16 protein-coding genes, 1 tRNA gene and 6 pseudogenes are annotated in these 20,392 nt (G+C 64.2%); 4 read left to right on the top strand and 19 right to left on the bottom strand.

From position 1 onward, the window contains the following. Positions 1–3 precede the first annotated feature (3 nt). A pseudogene (locus ACVWW1_RS08445) lies at positions 4–967 on the bottom strand (SDR family oxidoreductase). A gap of 238 nt (positions 968–1,205) precedes the next feature. Between ACVWW1_RS08445 and ACVWW1_RS08440 the strand changes: the two are divergent. Then, the gene (locus ACVWW1_RS08440) at positions 1,206–1,337 is read left to right on the top strand and encodes a hypothetical protein (protein ID WP_456655479.1); all 132 of its coding nucleotides are present in this window, start codon (positions 1,206–1,208) and stop codon (positions 1,335–1,337) included. A 142-nt stretch (positions 1,338–1,479) separates the two neighbouring features. Here ACVWW1_RS08440 and ACVWW1_RS08435 read toward each other — a convergent pair whose 3' ends face one another. Both ACVWW1_RS08435 and ACVWW1_RS08430 read right to left on the bottom strand, forming a co-directional pair. After that, positions 1,480–1,692 carry a hypothetical protein gene (locus tag ACVWW1_RS08435; RefSeq protein ID WP_456655478.1) on the bottom strand — a complete coding sequence of 71 codons (213 nt, stop codon included), beginning with the start codon at positions 1,690–1,692 and terminating at the stop codon, positions 1,480–1,482. 408 nt (positions 1,693–2,100) lie between these two features. Next, positions 2,101–3,638 (bottom strand): annotated as a pseudogene (locus ACVWW1_RS08430) (porin). 453 nt (positions 3,639–4,091) lie between these two features. On the opposite strand from ACVWW1_RS08430, the pseudogene ACVWW1_RS08425 reads away from it, so the two are divergent. Then, a pseudogene (locus ACVWW1_RS08425) lies at positions 4,092–4,605 on the top strand (MarR family winged helix-turn-helix transcriptional regulator). Positions 4,606–4,668: 63 nt separating this feature from the next. Here ACVWW1_RS08425 and ACVWW1_RS08420 read toward each other — a convergent pair. From ACVWW1_RS08420 to ACVWW1_RS08390, 7 genes and pseudogenes are all read right to left on the bottom strand, one after another. Next, positions 4,669–4,746, bottom strand: a tRNA-Pro gene (locus tag ACVWW1_RS08420). A gap of 98 nt (positions 4,747–4,844) precedes the next feature. Further along, a pseudogene (locus ACVWW1_RS08415) lies at positions 4,845–5,439 on the bottom strand (MerR family transcriptional regulator). Between the two features lie 123 nt (positions 5,440–5,562). After that, on the bottom strand, positions 5,563–5,898 hold the full coding sequence (locus ACVWW1_RS08410) for an integration host factor subunit alpha (RefSeq protein WP_021079083.1): 336 nt from the start codon (positions 5,896–5,898) through the stop codon (positions 5,563–5,565). A gap of 130 nt (positions 5,899–6,028) precedes the next feature. Continuing rightward, positions 6,029–7,006 (bottom strand): beta-ketoacyl-ACP synthase III, encoded by a 978-nt coding sequence (locus ACVWW1_RS08405; protein ID WP_456655477.1) that lies wholly within the window; start codon positions 7,004–7,006, stop codon positions 6,029–6,031. Continuing rightward, on the bottom strand, positions 7,003–8,064 hold the full coding sequence (plsX, locus tag ACVWW1_RS08400) for a phosphate acyltransferase PlsX (protein ID WP_092114721.1): 1,062 nt from the start codon (positions 8,062–8,064) through the stop codon (positions 7,003–7,005). The genes ACVWW1_RS08405 and plsX overlap by 4 nt, the downstream gene beginning before the upstream one ends. 325 nt (positions 8,065–8,389) lie before the next feature. Further along, on the bottom strand, positions 8,390–8,977 hold the full coding sequence (locus ACVWW1_RS08395) for a YceD family protein (RefSeq protein WP_456655476.1): 588 nt from the start codon (positions 8,975–8,977) through the stop codon (positions 8,390–8,392). Next, complete coding sequence (locus ACVWW1_RS08390) at positions 8,974–9,525, bottom strand: ubiquinol-cytochrome C chaperone family protein (protein ID WP_456655475.1); 552 nt, start codon at positions 9,523–9,525, stop codon at positions 8,974–8,976. The genes ACVWW1_RS08395 and ACVWW1_RS08390 overlap by 4 nt, the downstream gene beginning before the upstream one ends. Positions 9,526–9,716: 191 nt before the next feature. On the opposite strand from ACVWW1_RS08390, the gene ACVWW1_RS08385 reads away from it, so the two are divergent. Together ACVWW1_RS08385 and ACVWW1_RS08380 are read left to right on the top strand one after the other, a co-directional pair. Further along, a complete protein-coding gene (locus tag ACVWW1_RS08385; RefSeq protein ID WP_224924451.1) occupies positions 9,717–10,142 on the top strand; it encodes an outer membrane protein assembly factor BamE in 426 nt (141 codons plus the stop codon). A gap of 152 nt (positions 10,143–10,294) precedes the next feature. Then, a pseudogene (locus ACVWW1_RS08380) lies at positions 10,295–11,303 on the top strand (Bug family tripartite tricarboxylate transporter substrate binding protein). A gap of 138 nt (positions 11,304–11,441) precedes the next feature. Here ACVWW1_RS08380 and ACVWW1_RS08375 read toward each other — a convergent pair. The 9 genes and pseudogenes from ACVWW1_RS08375 to glyA all read right to left on the bottom strand — a co-directional run bounded on the left by ACVWW1_RS08375 (position 11,442) and on the right by glyA (position 20,069). Next, the gene (locus ACVWW1_RS08375; RefSeq protein WP_456655474.1) at positions 11,442–11,594 is read right to left on the bottom strand and encodes a hypothetical protein; all 153 of its coding nucleotides are present in this window, start codon (positions 11,592–11,594) and stop codon (positions 11,442–11,444) included. Positions 11,595–11,761: 167 nt separating this feature from the next. Next, a pseudogene (locus tag ACVWW1_RS08370) lies at positions 11,762–13,883 on the bottom strand (sodium-translocating pyrophosphatase). A gap of 223 nt (positions 13,884–14,106) precedes the next feature. Next, positions 14,107–15,108, bottom strand: a complete 1,002-nt coding sequence (gene thiL, locus ACVWW1_RS08365) for a thiamine-phosphate kinase (protein ID WP_456655473.1) — start codon at positions 15,106–15,108, stop codon at positions 14,107–14,109. A 177-nt stretch (positions 15,109–15,285) separates the two neighbouring features. After that, positions 15,286–15,780, bottom strand: a complete 495-nt coding sequence (nusB, locus tag ACVWW1_RS08360; RefSeq protein ID WP_092114726.1) for a transcription antitermination factor NusB — start codon at positions 15,778–15,780, stop codon at positions 15,286–15,288. Positions 15,781–15,782: 2 nt separating this feature from the next. Next, the gene (gene ribH / locus ACVWW1_RS08355) at positions 15,783–16,274 is read right to left on the bottom strand and encodes a 6,7-dimethyl-8-ribityllumazine synthase (protein ID WP_092114727.1); all 492 of its coding nucleotides are present in this window, start codon (positions 16,272–16,274) and stop codon (positions 15,783–15,785) included. A gap of 207 nt (positions 16,275–16,481) precedes the next feature. Further along, positions 16,482–17,090 (bottom strand): riboflavin synthase, encoded by a 609-nt coding sequence (locus tag ACVWW1_RS08350; RefSeq protein WP_456655472.1) that lies wholly within the window; start codon positions 17,088–17,090, stop codon positions 16,482–16,484. Further along, positions 17,090–18,250 carry a bifunctional diaminohydroxyphosphoribosylaminopyrimidine deaminase/5-amino-6-(5-phosphoribosylamino)uracil reductase RibD gene (gene ribD / locus ACVWW1_RS08345; RefSeq protein WP_456655471.1) on the bottom strand — a complete coding sequence of 387 codons (1,161 nt, stop codon included), beginning with the start codon at positions 18,248–18,250 and terminating at the stop codon, positions 17,090–17,092. The genes ACVWW1_RS08350 and ribD overlap by 1 nt, the downstream gene beginning before the upstream one ends. Continuing rightward, the gene (gene nrdR / locus ACVWW1_RS08340; protein ID WP_176530931.1) at positions 18,247–18,729 is read right to left on the bottom strand and encodes a transcriptional regulator NrdR; all 483 of its coding nucleotides are present in this window, start codon (positions 18,727–18,729) and stop codon (positions 18,247–18,249) included. Before nrdR ends, ribD begins: the two co-directional genes overlap by 4 nt. Positions 18,730–18,755: 26 nt before the next feature. Then, positions 18,756–20,069, bottom strand: coding sequence for a serine hydroxymethyltransferase (gene glyA / locus ACVWW1_RS08335; protein ID WP_456655470.1), 1,314 nt, complete (start codon positions 20,067–20,069; stop codon positions 18,756–18,758). Positions 20,070–20,392: the final 323 nt, after the last annotated feature.

Genomic DNA, 20,392 nt, shown 5'->3' with positions numbered 1-20,392 from the left:
AAGTCACCCGACCTTCCAGCCGGTCGCCGCCACGATGCCCTGGTAGAACTCCGACGTGTAGGCCTGCTCCGGGGTCTTGCGCACACGCTCGTCGAGCAGATGCGCGTCGTCGCCGACCAGGATACGCCAGCGATCGGCCTTCACGCCGTCGAGGATGATCTTGGCGGCGGCAGCCGCCGAGGTCGGTGCCTCGTCATGGAAGATGCGAGCGCGGTCGAGCGCGAGCTGCTGGATGTCGGCATCCGACATCTTGGCGACGTCGATGCCCTGCCCTTGCAGACGCTGGCGGGCCTGCTTGAGCTCGTCGGGATTGAGCTGATCAGCGCCGTTCTGCACCTTGCGCGAGTTCGACACGATCGAGGTGCCGATGTGACCTGGCATCACGACCGAGCATTTGACATGCGGCGCGTTGAGGCGGAGATCGTTGACCATCGCCTCGGTGAATCCCTTCACCGCGAACTTCGCCGCGCTGTAGGCGGTGTGCGACACGCCCATGCCGACCGACGCCCAGAAGCCGTTGACGCTCGAGGTGTTGACGATGTGCGCCCTCGTCGGCCTTCACAAGCAGCGGCAGGAAGGTGCGGACGCCGAGATAGACGCCGCCCCAGCAGATGTTGAAGGTGCGCTCCCACTGCTCGCGCGTGTTGGTGAACAGGCTGCCGCCACCGCCGATGCCGGCGTTGTTGAACAGCAGATGGATCTTGTCGGTCGCCTGCTGCTCGATCAGCTCATCGCGAAAACGCTTGTAGTGATCCTCGATCGAGACGTCGGCAACGTGGGTGGTGATTCGCAGGCCCTGCGGCAGCTTCTCGACCTCGCAGAGCCGCTTGGTCTCGGCCATCGCCTCGACCGAGACGTCGCACATCGCGACATTGCATCCTTCAGCAACGAGCTGCCGCGCCAGCTCGCGCCCCATGCCCGTGCCGCCACCGGTGATGACGGCAATCTTTCCGGCGAAATCCTTCATGTGAGATCCGTTCCTTCCTTGATTCTTCCTGCCTGCTTGTTCTTGGTTTCGGCTGGAGCGCGGATCGCAGCCCCAGCCGCTCGGCTGCGGCACTCTACATCACCGAATTATCGCGCAGCAACGGCGCCCGCCCTTCACGCGCAAGTGTGCCGCCAGCAGCAGATCAAGGCAGCCGGCGCTGTAACGAATTCATTCCGCGCAGCGAACAATCCGATATCGACAAGCGGAGACAACGATCGTGCAGATCCTGAACAGATTGGTCGCAACGACGCTGATGGTGATCGCGGCCGGCATTGCCGCTGCAGCCGCTGCAGCCGAGGTCACACCGCCGAAGCCGCGCGACGGCGCCTGCGCCGACGGCTCACGCTGATCAGATCAGACAGGCGCAGAAGCGGCGTGGCACAGTCCATCGTCATCGCATGCGCGCTCTCAGATGTCGGGATGATGTCGCTCGATCTCGAACGCTTGTCCGCGCCCCGTGACGCCAGGTCGGAGCGCGGGACCGCTCCGCGCTATTCGGCTGTCTCGATCTGCACAGGCGCGCGCCGCCGCAGAACGCTGGTGGCAACGCTCAAGACAAGCTTGAGCAGGCCGCGCCACGAGAAGTCGATGACCACCTCATGGTGCCGCAACCCCTTGCCGCCCTTCACCAGCCCGAGATCCCGGATCAAGCAGTAATGGCCGCTGCTCATCCGAGCCAGACGGCTGTTCTTGAAGCGTCGCATGAATGACGAGAATGCACTGCGGATCGATTCCGTCAAATCTTGACGACATCGAATCGGCCAGACGATGTCGGCCGTGCTTGCGATCAACTGTTTGCGACGGCCGCGCGCGTCACGATCGTCGGAGGCGGCCTGCGCCTTGAATCAAAAACCTCCGGCAGGGCATTGCCGGAGGTTTGGGAGGCTTAGCATGAGCTAAGAGCCATCATTCAATGTGTTGGCCGCCACCTATATAGTTTAGTAGATCAGGTAAGTAAATAAATTTGCCGCGAATGAATCGCATGGCACGTCTTCGTTGTTCGCCTGGACCGAAATGACGCAGCCAATCTTCCGCTACCTATTCCAGTCGAAGAAAAACCCCCGGCAGTTGCCTGCCGGGGTTCTGTAGGATCGTGATCAGATCAACCGGTATTACCAGTTGCGCTGAGCACGGAAGAGCATCTGGACAGTGTCCTGATCCTTCAGCTCGTAGGTCGCGGTCGGCTTGCCGATACCAGCCGACGAAGTGGTGATCGTGCCGGCATACTTCTGATCGAGATGGACGTAGGTCACGTCGGCCGAGAAGGTCAGGTTCTTGACCGGGGTCCAACGCGTGATCACGCCGATCTGCGAGATGTTGTAGTCGGGGTTGCAGCTGGTCACGCCAGCGCCGCCACCGAAGGCGGTGCGGAACGTGCCACCGACGCCGCCAACGCCGCAGATGAGCGACTTGGCCGTGTCGTTGTACATGACCGCAGCGAAGGCACCGTACAAGCTGGTGTTCCAGTAGGGATCCCAGTTGTGGGTGTACGCACCACGGAAGCCCCAGGTCTTGATCGACTGCTGCTGACCGTTCAGACCGAACACCGTGTCGGGTGCCGTGCCGAAGCCAACGCTTTGATAGACGCCGGGCAGGTTCGAACCGCCGTAGATGGCGACCGAGCTGAACTGGCTGGCCAGTTCCTGGATATTGTAACGGGTCGCACCGTCGGTGTAGACGCCCTGGACGTTGATGGTGTCGCCAGGTCCGGTCGGGATGTTCTTGATCGACAGGGCCAGTGCACCAGCCCAACCCCACTTGTCGTCGGGATGACCGGTCAGCTCCGTACCGCCGTAGTAGGCAGCATGGTTGTCATGCGCGGCGACCGACGCCTGGAAGATACCCCAAGCCTGGTCGACCTTGAGTGCGGCGACGAAGTCCGGCGCGATCGTGCCGGCATAGTCGCTCGAACCGTAAGCGCCACCGACCGAGAGATTGTTCACGCCAGCCTGCATGTACGCAACCTGGTCCTGTGCCGACAGGGCCAGCGACACGCCGTTGCCGAACTGCGCGGTGTAGGTGAACTGGTTGATGCCGTTGGTGGTGCTCACGCCACCGACGAGAGACCGTCGTAGTTGTTGCCCGGATAACCGTTCCAGGGAGCAGCGAACTGCGAGACCGCCTTACCCATGGTGAAGCCGGCAAACTGGATGAAGGCGTAGTAGACGCCGACCGTACCGGCAGCAACGCCGCCAGAGCTAGCGTTGTTCGGCGCCGCAGCAGTGCCGATCGCCGAATAGACCGACGAGCCGTTGCCCTGACCGGTGTAGGTGTCCGAGGTCCAGGTGAACACCGCATCGAAATAGGTGCGGACCACGCCGTACTCGGTCGCGGTGCGCGTATCGATGTTGAAGTCTTCACGCGAACGCCAGGTGTAGCCGTTGGTGAAACGGTTGTTGGCACCGCTCGCGCCGTTGACGTTCGGGCCGTAGACGCTGTTGCCGTTCACAACGACGTCGGCACGAACGAAGCCGCCCAGCTTGATGCAGGTGTCGGTGCCGGGAATGTAGTAGAAGCCCGGACCATAGAGCGAGCAAACCTTCACGTATTCGACCGCTTTGGCCTTAACGGGAAGATCGGCTGCCTGTGCCCCGCCGACCGCGACCAGCGCGGCGGCCGAGCCCAGAATAAGGCTCTTCGCCAATTTCATATTAAACCTCCAAGTTGCTCATACGCGTAGAGTCCGGGTCGCGAGCGCCCCGTGATCCTCCCGCATTGTCCAAGACCGTTTTCCCCAAACCTCGCACCCTCAGATCAATCTGTGGTGTGCGACGGACTTGAACGATCACCGCAACGGGACGATCGAGATTCCCCTACCGCCGGGTTCAATATGCATGGGCGAGTTGCCCAATCAAAATAGTTTATAAAGTCAGGAATGCGAATGCGGCCACACTGTGTCTCGCCGGCAACGCTCGACTTAAGCCCCTTACGTGCATGGGCAAATTTGTCGCACCCCAAATAGCCGAACCGTCACATACGCATCATAATTGCTTTACGTTCACTTGCCTTCCTGAGCGACTTACTAGAAAAAATGTCCCGCCGACGCGGGAATCAAGAAATAAATCAGCACAAAGCTGAGTCGGCACCTAGGGAAGGGGAAGCTGTGTCAGTGATCAGGAAGGACCAGGCGCGCCTGCGCGCCATCGAGAATCTCGACATCATCAAACGCTTTACGCTCGAGATCTCGTCCATCAACTCGCATCTCGAACGGGTTCGCCAGCTCTGGGGCAAGGCGCTTGGCGTCAGCGGTCCGCAATGGATGATCCTGATCGCGATCTCGGACCTCGACAAGGATGACGGCGTGCCGATCAACGTGGTGTCGAAGCTGCTGCATGTCGATCCGTCGTTCGTGACCACGCAGTCCAAGCTGCTCGAGCAGAAGGAGCTGCTGCGGCGCGCGCCCTCCCCGGCCGATGCGCGCGTGGTCCGCCTGTCGCTGACCGACAAGACCCGAAAGCATCTGGCGGGTCTCTCCGGCCAGCACAAGGCATTCAAGAAGACCGTGTTCGAGGAATTCAGCGAGTCTGAACTCGCCGAGTTCACGGCCAAGCTTGCGATGCCTCAACAACCGCCTGGAAAAGGCCTGCCTGATCGCCGCGATGGATTACGAGACCTGACGATGATCGCATCGGGGCGTAAACAACGCCCGAATGCACTCAAACACCGCATGCTTTGAAAAATGGTCGGAGCGAGAGGATTTGAACCTCCGACCCCTAGTCTCCCAGACTAGTGCGCTAACCGGGCTGCGCCACGCTCCGATGCCGTTCCATTAGCTGCGATCCTGCGTTCGCGCAAGGCGGAGCAGGCCCTTTAAGCGCTGCAATCCGGGCCCGGTTCCCATGGCAGCTTCCCTGGCTCAGCCGTCCTTCATCGCCGCATCGATCAGCTGCCGGCAGGCGACCAGCTCCTGCAGCACGCGTTCGAGCCGCTCCCGATCGACTGGCGGAACGGTCGGGCGCATCGGCGGCGCAGCCGACGCCTTGCCCGGGTGGGCGTGCGCCTTGTAGGTCGACAGAATCGGATCCACGTCGGGATCGACGAATCGGTAGTCGATTCCCCCCCTCGTCGCCGTCGCCCTCCTCGCCGTCGAAATCGAGGCCGTCATTGCCCTCGAGATCGTCGGGCTCGGCCATGCTGTTGCCAACCGCCTCCTCGACCGCGCCGAACGAGACGGCGGCGGTCTGGTCGGCGATGCCCTGCACCGACTTGATGCCGTGCTCTTTCAAGATCCGCTGCACGCCGCGGATAGTGTAGCCCTCGCCGTAGAGCAGCCGGCGGATACCTTTGAGCAGGTCGACGTCGTCGGGGCGATAATAGCGGCGTCCGCCGCTGCGCTTCATCGGCTTGATCTGCGCGAAGCGCGTTTCCCAGAATCTCAGCACATGCTGGGGAATATCGAGCTCATCTGCGACTTCGCTGATGGTACGGAACGCATCCGGCGCCTTGTCCAAATGCCCGCTCCTCTGGCTTCAATGCCTGGAGCCCTTTCCGTTCCGATCGAAACGGGGCTCCGGATTCTGGTTTTGGCGCATCTTCTTCACGCGAACCGGGTATCCACTTCGCTTGAAAACGCGCTAGTCGGCCTTGCTGCCGTCGCCATTGGTGACGGCATGGCCATTGATCCGCTGCTTCAGGATCGCCGACGGCTTGAACACCATCACCCGCCGCGGCGAGATCGGCACCTCGGTGCCGGTCTTTGGATTGCGCCCGATACGCTGGCCCTTCTTGCGCACCATGAAGGAGCCGAATGAGGACAGCTTCACCGTCTCGCCCTTTTCCAGGCAATCGGTGATCTCCTTCAGCACCAACTCGACAAACGCCGATGATTCCGTGCGTGACAGACCTACCTTTTGGTAGACCGCCTCACACAAATCGACGCGCGTCACTGTTTTTCCGGTTCCCGTGGTCATCGCCTGCCCCGCACTCTCGGCGAACAATTTCTTGACTGAAATTAAAAGCTTAGCGCGCAATGGTCAACAGTGACCAGCATCCGGGCGCTGGAAAGATGCCGGCAACCTACCGATACTCTTTGGCGATGCGCTACCAGCGCACGAGCGCCGAACCCCAGGTGAAACCGCCGCCCATCGCCTCGAACAGCACCAGATCGCCCTTCTTGACGCGTCCGTCCCTCACGGCAACCGATAGCGCGAGCGGGATCGAGGCCGCCGAGGTGTTGCCGTGCTTGTCGACTGTCAAGACCACCTTCTGCGGCGCAATATGCAGCTTGTGGGCCGAGGCATCGATGATTCGCTTGTTGGCCTGATGCGGAATGAACCAGTTGATGTCGTCGGCGGTGAAGCCAGTGGCGTTGAACGCATCGACGATCACATCGGTGATCATGCCGACGGCGTGCTTGAATACCTCGCGGCCCTCCATCCGGAGATGGCCGACCGTCTTGGTCGAGCCGGGACCGCCATCGACGAACAGCTTCGACTTGTGGCGTCCGTCCGAGCGCAGATGCGTCGTCAGCACGCCTGGATCGTCGGTCGTGCCGGAATGCTGCTGCGCTTCCAGCACCACCGCGCCGGCGCCATCGCCGAACAGCACGCAAGTACCGCGGTCGTTCCAGTCGAGGATGCGCGAGAAGGTTTCGGCGCCGATCACCAAGGCCCGCTTGTGGGCCCCGGCGCGCAGGAAATTGTCCGCGGTGGTCAGCGCAAAGACGAAGCCGGAGCACACCGCCTGCAGATCAAACGCGACGCCGTGGTTGATGCCGAGCCCGTGCTGGACTGCGACCGCGGTCGCCGGAAACGTGTTGTCGGGGGTCGAGGTCGCCAGCACGATCAGGTCGATCGACAGGGGGTCGATCTTGGCATCGGCGAGCGCGGCGCGCGCGGCATTGATGGCGAGATGCGAGGTGAACTCGTCATCGGCGGCGATGTGCCGCTCGCTGATGCCGGTGCGCTGCACGATCCAGTCATCGGACGTGTCGATTCGGCTCGCCAGTTCGGCATTGGTCAAAACCCGCTCCGGCAAATATGAGCCGCAGCCGAGCACTACCGAACGTATCGCAGTCACGAGACAGCCTCCTGCGCGGTCTGCGCCTTTACCAGGGCGCCGCCATCGCGGTTGAGCATCTGATTGATCTTGGTGAGGAGATCGTAGTGCGCCATCTCATAGCCAACATCCACCGCATAGGCAAAGCCTTCCGCGTTGATGCCGCCATGGCTCTTGACCACCACGCCGTTCAGGCCGAGCAGCAGGCCGCCATTCGACTTGTTGGGATCGAGCTTGTCGCGCAGCTTCTGGAACGCGCCGCGGGCAAACAGATAGCCGATCCGCGCCAGCCAGCTCGACGACATCGCCTCGCGCAATAGCGTGAACATCTGGCGCGCGGTGCCCTCGGCGGCCTTGAGCGCGATATTGCCGCTGAAGCCTTCCGACACGATCACGTCGGCGAGCCCCTTGCCGATCGCATCGCCCTCGACAAAGCCGATATAGTTGAACTGGGGTGCGTTCATCGCGCGCAGCATCTCGGCGGCCTCGCGGATTTCCCCGTGACCCTTGATCTCCTCGGACCCGATATTGAGCAGGCCGACGGTCGGCCGTTCGAGGTTGAACAGCACGCTCGCCATGGCGCTGCCCATCACCGCGAGCGTCGCCAGATGGCGGGCGTCGCCGCCGATCGAGGCTCCGAGATCGAGCACCACTGAATCGCCTCGCAGCGTCGGCCACGCCGCAGCGAGCGCCGGGCGGTCGACGCCCGGCAACGTCCGCAGATTGATGCTGCCCATCGCCATCAGCGCGCCCGAGTTGCCGGCGGAGACCGCAACGTCGGCCTCGCCGTGCTTCACCGCATCGATCGCCAGCCACATCGACGACGCCCTGCGGGTCCGCCGCAGCGCCTGGCTCGGCTTCTCGTCATTCTTCACCGCGACGTCGGTATGGATCACCTTCGATACCGCCTTCAGCGCCGGATGTTTCGCAAGCTCCGGCTCGATCTGGGCCCGGTCTCCGACCAGCAGGAATTCGCTGTCGGGATGACGGCTCAACGAGATCGCGGCGCCGGGAATGACCACCGATGCGCCGACATCGCCCCCCATGGCGTCAAGCGCGATTCGAACCTTATGAGGCATGCACGTCCCGGAAGCCTGCTCTCCCACAGCCCTTCAGATGAAGACCGCGAGCTTGAAGTCACCGCCGTCAACGGCGCGCGGCGAAACGCCGGGCCGCGACAATAGCGTGTCCGCGGTCCGACACAACCTCTTGACCACAAACAAGCGAGGCGCCGAACCGTCACGCAACACATCAAGACATACCAGAAATACATGATATTTCAAACTATTATGACGCTTACTTGAAGTAATCGGAAATCCCCCTCGCGCAGGCCTGCAGGCAAGCCATCCCCTCAAATGTTGGAGCAAACTGCCCTCAAATTCCGTCAGCTCCCCTCAACTCCCCTCAACTTCCCTTGGGCTTCTTGCCGTCAGCCTTTTCCTTCAGCGCCTTGAGCGCGGCGAAGGGATGATTTTCCGGATCAGGCGCTTCAACCTCTTGTTCAAAGACCGCATCCGCCTTGCGCGGATAGGGGTCGATGCCGAGAAACAGCGCATCGGTGGCGAGCCGGCCGATGTCGATGAAGCCGCCGACGATCGGCTCCGGCGGATCCGGCGTCTCCTCATCACCCTGCTCGGCGTCGTCGACGAGGTCGGCCATCTCCGGGATCTGCTCGGGCGGCGCGAACAACACGTCGATCGGCTCGTCGATCTCGTTCTCGATCGGATCCAGCGTCACCACGCAGGTCTGCCCGACCCTGGCCCAAACCCGGCCGGTGACGTGGCAGCTGCCGTCGCGCTTGGGCTGCAGATCGAACGCCGCCCGCGCGGAGACGACCTCGCGCAACTCGCCGACCTCGGCGATCGCCTTGCGCGTGGCCTCGTCGGCCACGATCTCGCGATGCAGCCCGGTATCCGGGATCTGCCCGACGTTGACGAGAACACGCCAAGGGTCCCGCGCGGCATCGGGCCGTCCTGTGCTGCCGCCGCTCATGCTGTGGTCCTCGCAGCCTGCGGCGCCGGGAAGCGCCATGCCCCCTGGGTCAGCGCCGCGAGGTCCGCGCGCGCCAACACCGCCATTGCCTCTCTGGCATAGACGGCCAGTTCGCGGGCCTTGTCGATGTTCTGACCATTGAGGATGTTCTTGCAGAGCGACTGGGCCAGGGCCTCGTCGCTGTCGGTCAGCGCCAGATCATAGGCCGCGGTGCGGCCGTAGAAGGCCTCGCCGAACGCCTGCATGCGCTTCGGCACCGTCAGGTCGCCGACGCCCATTTCCCTGAGATTGTCATCCATGTCGATGCAGAAATGATCGAACAGGGCCTGCGACAGCCCCGCGCCGCCTTCCGCGGATTTCAATCGCCGCAGTACCAGCCACAGATGCATCAGAAGCAGGTCAAAACGGCCATTAACCGTGTCCGGAACGCCCAAGTCACGGTAAAACAACGGTTCTCGCGCCTGCGTCACGATCATGCCATAGATGGTCTCAATGGTGCTGCGCGCGGGCACCCGGGGTCTTCTGAAGTGATTGAACGGCCAAAGCATGACGGGTTCCGGCTGCCGGCCCCCCAAAGGACGCCTGTTGAGGGTTCGCCCATTGGAGCTCGGCATGATTGCAATCCATTGAGCTGCCCGGTACGTCAATGCTCCCGCCGATGCAAGGGGACGGATCAGTTCCGCCGATGAACCACACTCTTCCAAGACAGTCTCGCACGGCTTCCGCGCGCGGGTTCTTCATGCGCTTCCGCGCCATCGCGGTCGTTGGTCTGTTCTGCGCTGCCGCGCTCGGCGGCTGCGCCGGCGAGCAATTCCAGAAGGGCTACATCCTGCCCGATGGAGCGCTCGAGCAGATTCCGATCGGAGCGAGCCAGGATCAGGTGCTGATCGTGCTCGGCACCCCCTCGACGGTCGCAACGCTGGACGGCGAGGTGTTCTATTACATCTCGCAGCGGACCTCGCGGCCGGTTGCCTTCATGAACCAGCGCGTGGTCGACCAGCGCGTCATCGCGGTCTATTTCGACAAGAACCGCCAGGTGCGCCGGCTCGCCAATTACGGCCTGAAGGACGGCAAGATCTTCGACTTCGTCAGCCGGACCACGCCGACGTCGGGCCAGGAAATGTCCTACCTGACACCGCTCTTCAAGCTGCTGAGCTTCAACTAGGGCATGATCCGGAAAAGTGCGAAGCGGTTTTCCGAAAAGATCATGCTCAAAAAATAAGGCCTGAAGGACTGCGCCAGTTTGTCGCTTGCCCCACGGGCAAGCGGTCCCCTACGCTTGCTCGCAAACAAGAAGCCTGAGCAGGGGGTAGGCGCGTGAGTGCCAAGAGATTTTCCCGTCGTACGCTATTGTCGAGCACGGCCGCATTGTCGGCGGCGGCGATCCTGCCGCGTGCCAGTCTCGGTGCGGGCGACTGGCGACCGTCCGAGACGGTCCGGATCATCGTGCCGGCGGCGGCCGGTGGCTCGACCGACGTGATGGGGCGGCTGCTGGCGGCGCATTTGCAGCCGCTCTGGGGCCAGTCGGTCGTGGTGGAGAATCGCTCCGGCGCCGGCGGCACCATCGGGCACCGCGGAGGTCGCGCGCAGCAAGGGCGACGGCCACACCATCCTGATCGGCAATCCCGGCCCCAACGCGATCGCCTTCAGCATCTTCAGGAACCTGACGTACAAGGCCGACCAGCTGCAGGCGGTCTCCAACATGATCCGGATCCCGAACATCGTCTCGGCGCATCCGTCGACCGGCATCAAATCGATCCCCGAATTGATCGCCTATCTGAAGAAGAACCCCGACAAGCTCACCTACGGCTCGTCCGGCACCGGGCAGAGCCCTCACCTCACCGGCGCCTGGTTCCTGCAACTCACCGGGCTGAAGATGACGCATGTGCCGTTCCGCGGCGCCGGCCCCGCGCTGCAGGCCGGGCTCGCCGGCGACATCCAGATCCTGTTCGACAATCTCTATCCGTCGCTGCCACAGGTGCAGGACGGCAAGCTGAACGGGCTCTGCGTCACCACGGCCGAGCGCAGCGAATCCGCGCCCAATCTGCCTGTGATGCGCGAGGGCGCGCCGGAGCTCGCCAAATTCGACGTCGCCTCATGGTTCGGCGTGTTCCTGCCGAAGACGGCACCGGCGCCCGTGGTCGACGAGCTGAACCGCCAGATCAAGGCGATGCTGGAGCGCGACGACGTCAGGAAGAACATCGGTGGCATGGGCGCGCGCGCCGACTACGGCACGCCGCAGCAATTCTCCGACTTCGTCAGCGCGGAGACCACAAAGTTCGCCGCCATCATCGAGAAGGAAGGCTTGCAGATGGAGGTCAAGTGACGGCGCAGCCGTCATTCCGGGGCGATGCGAGCATCGAACCCTGAATCTCGAGATTCCCCGGTGCGCAATTGCGCACCTGCGGTTCAGTTCTGCGGACCGCCCCGAAATGACAGGAAGAGCACGGTGCGGCTCACACTACTATGACTTGTTGATCTTCTTGATCTTGGCGTCGGTTGCTTCCATCGACGTCGCCAGTTGCAGGATCGCCTGCGACAACAGCTCGATGGCCTCCTTCTGATCCTGCGACTTGGAGGCGCGGAGCGCGTAGTTCCGTGCGGATGAGAGCGACATCGATTGATCTCCGTGTCGTTCGCGTCTGGTGCTCGGCGGATCTCGTTGGCGGAAGGCCGAACAATCCGGCAGTACACCGAACCAAGTCCCTGCAAAACAAAAACCCCGCGGCTTGCACCGCGGGGTTTTGCATTCGTTCGTTTCGCGCCGCTCAGTGCGCCAAGAACTTAGTGCGCCAGGATCGCCAGCAGCAGCAGCGCCACGATGTTGGTGATCTTGATCATCGGGTTGACCGCCGGGCCCGCCGTATCCTTGTAGGGATCGCCGACGGTGTCGCCGGTCACCGCGGACTTGTGAGCGTCGGAGCCCTTGCCGCCGTAGTGGCCGTCCTCGATGTACTTCTTGGCGTTGTCCCAGGCGCCGCCGCCCGATGTCATCGAGATCGCGACGAACAGGCCGGTGACGATAACGCCGAGCAGCATGGCGCCGACCGCGGAGAACGCCGCCGATTTTGCCGGCCGCGCCGCCGCCCGCGATCGCATAGATCACGAAGTAGACGAAGATCGGCGACAGCACCGGCAGCAGCGACGGGATGATCATCTCCTTGATCGCTGCCTTGGTCAGCAGGTCGACCGCCTTGCCGTAGTCCGGCTTGTCGGTGCCCTGCATGATGCCGGGCTTCTCGCGGAACTGACGGCGCACCTCTTCAACGATCGCGCTGGCGGCGCGTCCGACCGCCGTCATACCCATCGCGCCGAACAGATACGGCAGCAGGCCGCCGAACAGCAGGCCGACCACGACGTAGGGGTTGTTGAGCGAGAAGTCGGGATTGACCCCCTTGAAGTAGAGGTGGTTGGCGGAGTCCGCGATGAAGAATTTGAGGTCCTCATTATAGGCCGCAAACAGCACCAGCGCACCGAGACCGGCGGAGCCGATCGCGTAGCCCTTGGTCACCGCCTTGGTGGTGTTGCCGACTGCGTCGAGCGCGTCGGTCGACTTGCGCACCTCCTTAGGCAGACCCGCCATCTCGGCGATGCCGCCGGCGTTGTCGGTGACCGGGCCGAAGGCGTCGAGCGCGACGATCATGCCGGCCAGCGCCAGCATGGTGGCGGTCGCGATCGCGATGCCGAACAGGCCGGCCAGGCTGTAGGTAACCAGGATGCCGGCGATGATGACGAGCGCAGGCAGCGCGGTCGCCTCCATCGAGATCGCCAGGCCCTGGATCACGTTGGTGCCGTGACCGGTGACCGAGGCCGCCGCAATCGACTTCACCGGACGGTAGTCGGTGCCGGTGTAGTACTCGGTGATCCAGATGATCAGGCCGGTGACGACGAGGCCCACCACGCCGCATTCGAACAGCGCCATGCCGGTGTAGTCGACGCCATCGAGCTTGCCGAAGCCGATCAGCCAGTTGATCACAGCCGCGACGCCGACCAGCGACAGGATGCCGGTGGCGATCAGGCCCTTGTACAGGGCACCCATGATCGACTGGCTGGCGCCGAGCTTGACGAAGAAGGTGCCGATGATCGAGGTGATGATGCAGATGCCGCCGATCGCGAGCGGAAGCGTCATCATGTTCACCAGGATCGGCGTCTTGGCGAAGAAGATCGCCGCGAGCACCATGGTGGCGACCGCGGTCACCGCATAGGTCTCGAACAGGTCCGCCGCCATGCCGGCGCAGTCACCGACATTGTCGCCGACGTTGTCGGCGATGGTGGCCGGGTTGCGCGGATCGTCCTCCGGGATGCCGGCCTCGACCTTGCCGACGAGGTCGCCGCCGACGTCTGCACCCTTGGTGAAGATGCCGCCGCCGAGACGGGCAAAGATCGAAATCAGCGAGGCGCCGAAGCCGAGCGCCACCATGGCGTCGACCACGGTGCGGCTGCCCGCTTCCAGCCCCATGAACTTGACCAGCACCATGAAGTAGATGGTGACGCCGAGCAGCGCGAGACCGGCAACCAGCATGCCCGTGATCGCACCCGCCTTGAAGGCGAGCTCGAGGCCGCCGGCCAGCGAGGTGGTCGCCGCCTGCGCGGTGCGGACGTTGGCGCGCACCGAGACGTTCATGCCGATGAAGCCGGCCGCCCCCGACAGGATGGCGCCGATCGCAAAGCCGATCGCCACCAGAAGGCCAAGGAAGTAGGCCAGCACCACGAAGATCACGATACCGACCATGCCGATCGTGGTGTATTGCCGCCGCAGATAGGCTTGTGCGCCCTCGCGCACCGCGCCCGCGATTTCCTGCATGCGGGCATTGCCCGCATCCGCGTTCAAGACCGACTGCGTCGCCCAGATCGCGTAGACGATGGAAAGCGCCCCGCAGAGCACAATCAACCATAAAGCTGTCATTGAATGTTGCCTCAGATCCTTGATGTAACCCCCGCGCCTTCCTTGTGCCGCTAGGGGGCGGCAGGCGCTTATTTTGCGAGGACAATCCTCCCCAAAAACGGATTGCCTCAAATCGGGCGCGACCTTGCCAAAATCGTTACCGCTGTGCAACGCCACCTACGGCCGAAAACGCCGATATCGGCAGCAATTTAGAAGGAAAGTCGGCGCGTTTCGGCCGGACGTTCTAGAAATGGCTGTAGGACAGCCGCTTCAGCGCCAGTTCCCTGCCCTGTCCGTCGAGAAAGCTTGGCGGTGACAAGCCTGCAATGAGACCGCCAATGGCGGTGACCGCGACCTTGGCCTGCCGTGCCTCGCGCACAAAGGCGTCCGCGCGATCGCCCGGGACCGCGCACAAGAGTTCGTAGTCATCGCCGCCAGCCACCAAGGTCTCGATCCCGATCGCCTTGCGCGCGAGCAGCCCCGCGGTCGCAGGCGACAATGGGACGCTCGGCACATTGATCACGGCTGTCACGCCGCTGGCCGCGCAAAGCTTGGCCAGATCGCCGGCGAGACCGTCGGACACGTCCATCGCCGCGCTAGCGTAGTTGCGGACGGCCTTGGCAAGGGCGTTGCGCGGCTGCGGAACTCGGTAGCGCGCGGCAAGAAAATCCCGGCCGACGGCATCGCCCGCCAGCGCCGCCGCGACCGGGCCGCCCCGGAGCACATCGAGGCCGAGCGCGGCATCCCCGATCGTGCCGGTCACGAACATGCGGTCGCCGGCCTTTGCGCCCGCGCGGTGCACCATCTTGCCCTGAGGCAGCCGCCCGAACGCGGTAATCGAGATCATCAGCGGCCCCGGCGTCGAGACCGTGTCGCCGCCGAGCAGCGGGCAGCTGTAATCGCCGGCATCCTCGCCGAGCGCCTGGGCGAACGGCTTTAGCCAGGCCTCCTCGGCGTGGCGCAGCGCCAGCGTCAGCACGAAGCCGGCCGGCACAGCTCCCTTGGCCGCGATATCGGAGAGGTTCACCCGCAGCGCCTTGCGCGCCAGCGTGTCGGGCGGATCATCGGCAAGGAAATGCACGCCCTCGACGATGGCATCCGTGGTGACCACGATGTCCTCGCCGGCCGCCCTCAGCGCGGCGGCGTCATCGTCGAGCCCGAACGCGCCCGGGTCGGTCGCAAGCGGCCTGAAATAGCGCGCGATCAGGGCATCTTCGCCGGAGGTCGGTTTGCTTGCTTCGGTCATCAACCCGTCATCCTGAGGTGCGAGCGGAGCGAGCCTCGAAGGATGCACGGCCCCGATGCGACCACAACGCCACGCCGCCGCCCTTCGAGGCCTCCGCTTCGCTACGGCACCTCAGGCGTGAGCGCTTTGCGCTCATCGCCGGGGTGACGGCTACCGTGAGGGACGGCATCGCGGTATCTAACCCCGCACAAACTCGTCGCCGCGGAACTGGCGCGCGATCTGGTCGAGCACCGCGTTGACCATGCCGGTCTCGTCCTTCTCGACAAAGGCGTGCGCGACGTCGACATATTCGGAAACCACGACGCGGCCCGGCACGTCCCGGCGGTGCTCGAGCTCGTAGGACCCTGCCCTCAGCACCGCGCGCAGGATCGCGTCGATCCGCTTTAGCGGCCAACCCTTCGACAGCGCCTCGTCGATCAGGGGATCGAGCTTGGCCTGGTCGCGCACCACGCCGGAGACGACGTCGCGGAAGAACGCCGCTTCCGCCGGCAGGTATTTCTCGCCCTCGACCTCGTTACCGAGCCAGTGGCTCTCAAACTCGGCGAAGATGTCGTTGATGCCCGCGCCGCCAATGTCCATCTGGTACAGCGCCTGCACGGCGGCGAGCCTTGCCGCGCCGCGCCGGTTGGCTTTCCTGTCAGGGGCTTTCGCAGGCTTCTTGTTGTCAGCCATGGTCAGGCCTTTGCCAGGCGGCGTTTGATCCGCAGCATCGCGATCGCCGCGCGTGCGGCGTCGCCGCCCTTGTTCAGCTCGCTGGCGCGCGCCCGCGCCCAGGCCTGCGCCTCGGTGTTGACGGTGAGGATGCCGTTGCCGAGCGGGAATTTCCGGCTCACGGCCAGATCCATCAATCCGCGCGAGGACTCCTGTGAGACGATCTCGAAATGGATGGTGTCGCCGCGCACCACGCAGCCGAGCGCGATCGCCGCGTCATAGGGCTTGCCGTTTGCCGCCGCGGCGTCGATCGCAATCGCGATCGCGGCCGGAATCTCCAGGGCGCCCGGCACCGTGATCACGTCGTGGCTGGCACCGGCCGTCTTCAGCTCGGCGAGCGCGCCTTCCAGCAGCGCATCCTGGATGTCGTCATAAAACCGGGCTTCGACGATCAGCACGCGTGCGCCGGTGATGTCGGTCTGGTCCTTGAGGGGTGCGCGCCGCGCGTCAGCCATTGCAATACCAATCGGAACTTGGGGAGGAGTTGTGCTGCGTTTTAGGCGCAGCAGGCGGTAAAGCCAAGGGCAATACTGGCCCGGATGTCACCGCGATCAGCCTGATTTTTCAGGTCGGCTTAGCCCGCAATGCATAAGCCATCCGGCTGGAAGCCGCCCGAGGCGAACAGGCAGATAAAGATGTCTGTCTCCGCCGCAATGCCGAGGCTATTTCATCTCCGACAGCCGCGCGGCATAGCGGGCCATCAGATCGACCTCGATATTGACCTCGCTGCCGGCCTTCCAGCCGCTCAGGGTCGTGACGGACAGCGTGTGCGGGATGATCAGCACCGAAAAAGTGACGTCGTCGACCGTATTCACGGTCAGCGACACACCGTCCAGCGTGATGGATCCCTTCGCCGCAATGAAACGCGCGAGTTCGCGGCTGGTTCGCAGCTCGAAACGCGCCATGTCGGGCAGATCATCGCGCTTGACGATGGTGGCGATCCCGTCGGCATGCCCGGCCACGATGTGACCGCCGAGCTCGTCGCCGATCTTGAGCGCACGCTCGAGGTTGAGCCGGCCACCCTGCGCCCAGTGCTTGGCGGTGGTCATGCCGAGCGTCTCGGCCGCGGCATCGACATCGAACCAGGTCTTGCCGTCAGCCGTGCCGGAGGCGACCACGGTGAGACAGACGCCGTTGCAGGCGATCGAGGCGCCGTCGGCGATCGTGGTCTGGTCGTAGTCGCAGGCAATCCGCATCCGGTGCAGCTGCCCCTGCGCCACGGGCTTCAGGCTGGTGATCTCACCGATATCGGTGACAATTCCGGTAAACATTACGCACGCTCGTAGATCATGAGACTGTCGTTATCGAGGGTTTCGCTAGCACGAAGGCGGAAGGCGGGCGACTGCGTGATTGCGGCCAGCGGCAATGCGTCCAGCGCGGGAACGCCATCGGCACCGATCGGTTCAGGTCCGCGCAACAGCCAGATTTCATCGACCAGGCCGGCTGCCACGAAAGAATTTGCCACGCGTGCGCCGCCCTCAACCATCAGCCGTGTGACGCCCTTCTCCGCCAGCGCATGCAACACCGCCGGCAGATCGAGCCCCGGCTGCGCGCTGGACGCAACGCGGATCACCTCTGCCCCGGCAGCACCGAGCTTCATCGCGGCCGGCGCCTCGGCAAGATCCGATGTCATCACCCAGAGCGGCGTCTCGCGCGCCGAATGCACCAGGCGGCTGTCGCCGGAGATCCGCAGTGCGCGATCGAGCACCACCCGCACCGGCGAGCGTGCCGCCATGCCGGGCAACCGGCAGGTCAGGAGCGGATCGTCGGCCTTCACCGTGCCGATCCCGACCAGGATCGCATCGCTCTGCGCGCGCAACAGATGCACGCGCCTCTGCGCAGCCTCGCCGGTAATCGCTACCGGCTTATGGCCACCCGCTGCAATCTTGTCGTCGGCGGACACCGCGAGCTTGAGGATCACGTGCGGGCGCTTGTCCGTGATACGGCGAAAATGCCCGGCATGGTCGCGCGCGGCCTCGGCCGCACACAGCCCGACATCGACCGCGATGCCGGCGGCGCGCAGCTTGGCGTGCCCCTTGCCACCGACCTCCGGATTGGGGTCCTCGATCGCCGAAACCACGCGGGCGAGCCCGGCCGCGACGACGGCATCCGCACAGGGCGGCGAGCGGCCGAAATGCGAGCAGGGTTCGAGCGTGACATAGAGCGTGGCGCCGCGCGCCGCGTCACCCGCGCGCCTCAATGCCTCGACCTCGGCATGCGGGCGGCCGCCGGGCTGGGTCCAGCCGCGGCCGACAATCACGCCATCCTTGACAATGACGGCGCCGACCGCCGGATTGGGCCAAGTGCGCCCGAGCCCGCGTCGGCCGAGCGCGAGCGCAAGCTGCATGAAGCGCAGATCGGCGGCCTTTGCCGTTTCCTTTGCCTCTTTGGCTTTCTGCCCGAGCTGCTCTTCCAGAATGCGGAAGATCATTTTCGCAACGTCGCGATCCGCGGGTCGTCTTCGCCGGTCAGCTCGTCGAGCACGGCTTCAAAGTCCTTGGCCTCGCGGAAATTACGATAGACCGAGGCGAAGCGCACATAGGCGACGTCGTCGAGCTGGCGCAGATGCTCCATCACGATCTCTCCGATCGCCTCCGAGGAGACCTCCGCCTCTCCGCCGCTTTCGAGCTCGCGGACGATGGTGGACACCATCTTCTCCACCCGCTCGGATTCCACCGGGCGTTTGCGCAGCGAGATCTGCAGCGAGCGCACCAGCTTGTCGCGGTCGAACGGCACGCGGCGGCCATTGCGCTTGATCACGGTCAGCTCGCGCAGCTGCACCCGCTCGAAGGTCGTGAAGCGGAAGTTGCAGGCCATGCAGACGCGCCGCCTGCGGATAACCGCGGAGTCCTCGGTCGGACGCGAGTCCTTGACCTGCGTATCGAGAGAATTGCAGCTCGGGCAGCGCATCCGACGAGACCTTTACGAGCGAACGGCTACTGGTAGATCGGGAAGCGATCGGTCAGCGCCTTGACGCGTTCCTTGATCGCGGCCTCGACCAGCGGCGCCTTGCCGTCCGGCGACTGCGCCAGCGCGTTCAGCACTTCCGCGATCATGCCGCCGACCTGCTTGAACTCGGCGACGCCGAAGCCGCGGGTGGTTGCAGCCGGCGTACCGAGACGCAGGCCCGAGGTGACGAACGGCTTCTCGGGATCGAACGGGATGCCGTTCTTGTTGCAGGTGATCGCAGCGCGCACCAGCGCCTTCTCGGAGATGTTGCCCTTCAGGCCCTTCGGCCTGAGGTCGACCAGCATCAGATGGTTGTCGGTGCCGCCGGACACGATGTCGAGGCCGTGGCCGCGCAGCGTCTCCGCCAGCGCCTTGGCGTTCTCGACCACGTTCTTGGCGTAGACCTTGAAGTCCGGCCGCAGCGCTTCGGCGAACGCGACCGCCTTGGCCGCGATGACGTGCATCAGCGGGCCGCCCTGCAGGCCGGGGAAGATCGCCGAGTTCAGCTTCTTGGCGAGCGTCTCGTCATTGGTGAGGATCAGGCCGCCGCGCGGACCGCGCAGCGATTTGTGCGTCGTCGTGGTGGTGACGTGCGCATGCGGCACCGGCGAGGCATGCACGCCGCCGGCAACGAGGCCCGCGAAATGCGCCATGTCGACCAGGAGATACGCGCCAACCGAGTCTGCGATCTCGCGGAAGCGCTTGAAGTCCCAGGCGCGCGAATAGGCCGAGCCGCCGGCGATGACCAATTTCGGCTTGACCTGCTCGGCCTGCTTCTGGACTTCGTCCATGTCGATGATCTGGTCCTCGCGGCGCACGGTGTAATGCGCGGCCTTGAACCACTTGCCGGACATGTTGACCGGCGAGCCGTGGGTGAGATGGCCGCCGGCCGCGAGGTCGAGACCCATGAAGGTGTCGCCGGGCTGCAGCAGCGCCAGAAACACCGCCTGGTTCATCTGGCTGCCGGAGTTCGGCTGGACGTTGGCGAAGCCGGCGCCGAACAGCTTCTTGGCGCGCTCGATCGCCAGGTTCTCGGCGACGTCGACCCATTCGCAACCGCCGTAGTAGCGCGCGCCCGGGTAACCTTCCGCGTATTTGTTGGTCATCACCGAGCCCTGCGCCTCCAGCACCGCGCGGCTGACGATGTTCTCGGAGGCGATCAGCTCGATCTCATGGCGCTGCCGGCCGAGCTCGCCCTTGATCGCGGCAGCGATCTCGGGATCGGCCTCGGCAAGGGTTGCCGTGAAGAAGGAATCGGGCGCGGAAGCGGACGTTGCAGCGGTCTTGGAGGATGAGGTCATCGGCGAAATATCTCCACCGCCGCAAGCCTTTACACGGGATGCGGACGGTCACGAGTGGCGGTCGAAGCTGGTTTCAGAGGGTTATCACATCACCCCAAAATGGCCAAGCGGTTGCGGTCCGCGGCGGTCAATTATGCCAGATATGGTGGGGATGCCGGGGATTGCCAGCCGGCGGGGCCGGCCCCTCGCCGCCCCGGTTCCGGGCCTCCCGCAGGCCATAGCTGCCGGGGCCCGCGGGGGCGGATGGGACGCCCCTTCCCGATCGCGCGACCAGCCGAGGCTGACGCCTCAAGGCGAGCCGCGCCCTCGAACTTCACCAGAGC

It is taken from the genome of Bradyrhizobium sp. JR3.5, from assembly GCF_054057015.1.
The sequence above is the reverse complement of the archived record's forward strand: the minus strand, read 5'-3'. Positions and strand labels throughout refer to the sequence as shown.

Excerpts from the sequence above, each read along its gene's own strand:
- ACVWW1_RS08435 (WP_456655478.1), bottom strand. The coding sequence starts at position 1,692 with ATGCGACGCTTCAAGAACAGCCGTCTGGCTCGGATGAGCAGCGGCCAT.
- ACVWW1_RS08410 (WP_021079083.1), bottom strand. The coding sequence starts at position 5,898 with ATGACCACGGGAACCGGAAAAACAGTGACGCGCGTCGATTTGTGTGAG.
- plsX (WP_092114721.1), bottom strand. The coding sequence starts at position 8,064 with ATGCCTCATAAGGTTCGAATCGCGCTTGACGCCATGGGGGGCGATGTC.
- ACVWW1_RS08395 (WP_456655476.1), bottom strand. The coding sequence starts at position 8,977 with ATGAGCGGCGGCAGCACAGGACGGCCCGATGCCGCGCGGGACCCTTGG.
- ACVWW1_RS08390 (WP_456655475.1), bottom strand. The coding sequence starts at position 9,525 with ATGCTTTGGCCGTTCAATCACTTCAGAAGACCCCGGGTGCCCGCGCGC.
- ACVWW1_RS08385 (WP_224924451.1), top strand. The coding sequence starts at position 9,717 with ATGCGCTTCCGCGCCATCGCGGTCGTTGGTCTGTTCTGCGCTGCCGCG.
- ACVWW1_RS08375 (WP_456655474.1), bottom strand. The coding sequence starts at position 11,594 with ATGTCGCTCTCATCCGCACGGAACTACGCGCTCCGCGCCTCCAAGTCG.
- thiL (WP_456655473.1), bottom strand. The coding sequence starts at position 15,108 with ATGACCGAAGCAAGCAAACCGACCTCCGGCGAAGATGCCCTGATCGCG.
- nusB (WP_092114726.1), bottom strand. The coding sequence starts at position 15,780 with ATGGCTGACAACAAGAAGCCTGCGAAAGCCCCTGACAGGAAAGCCAAC.
- ribH (WP_092114727.1), bottom strand. The coding sequence starts at position 16,274 with ATGGCTGACGCGCGGCGCGCACCCCTCAAGGACCAGACCGACATCACC.
- ACVWW1_RS08350 (WP_456655472.1), bottom strand. The coding sequence starts at position 17,090 with ATGTTTACCGGAATTGTCACCGATATCGGTGAGATCACCAGCCTGAAG.
- ribD (WP_456655471.1), bottom strand. The coding sequence starts at position 18,250 with ATGATCTTCCGCATTCTGGAAGAGCAGCTCGGGCAGAAAGCCAAAGAG.
- nrdR (WP_176530931.1), bottom strand. The coding sequence starts at position 18,729 with ATGCGCTGCCCGAGCTGCAATTCTCTCGATACGCAGGTCAAGGACTCG.
- glyA (WP_456655470.1), bottom strand. The coding sequence starts at position 20,069 with ATGACCTCATCCTCCAAGACCGCTGCAACGTCCGCTTCCGCGCCCGAT.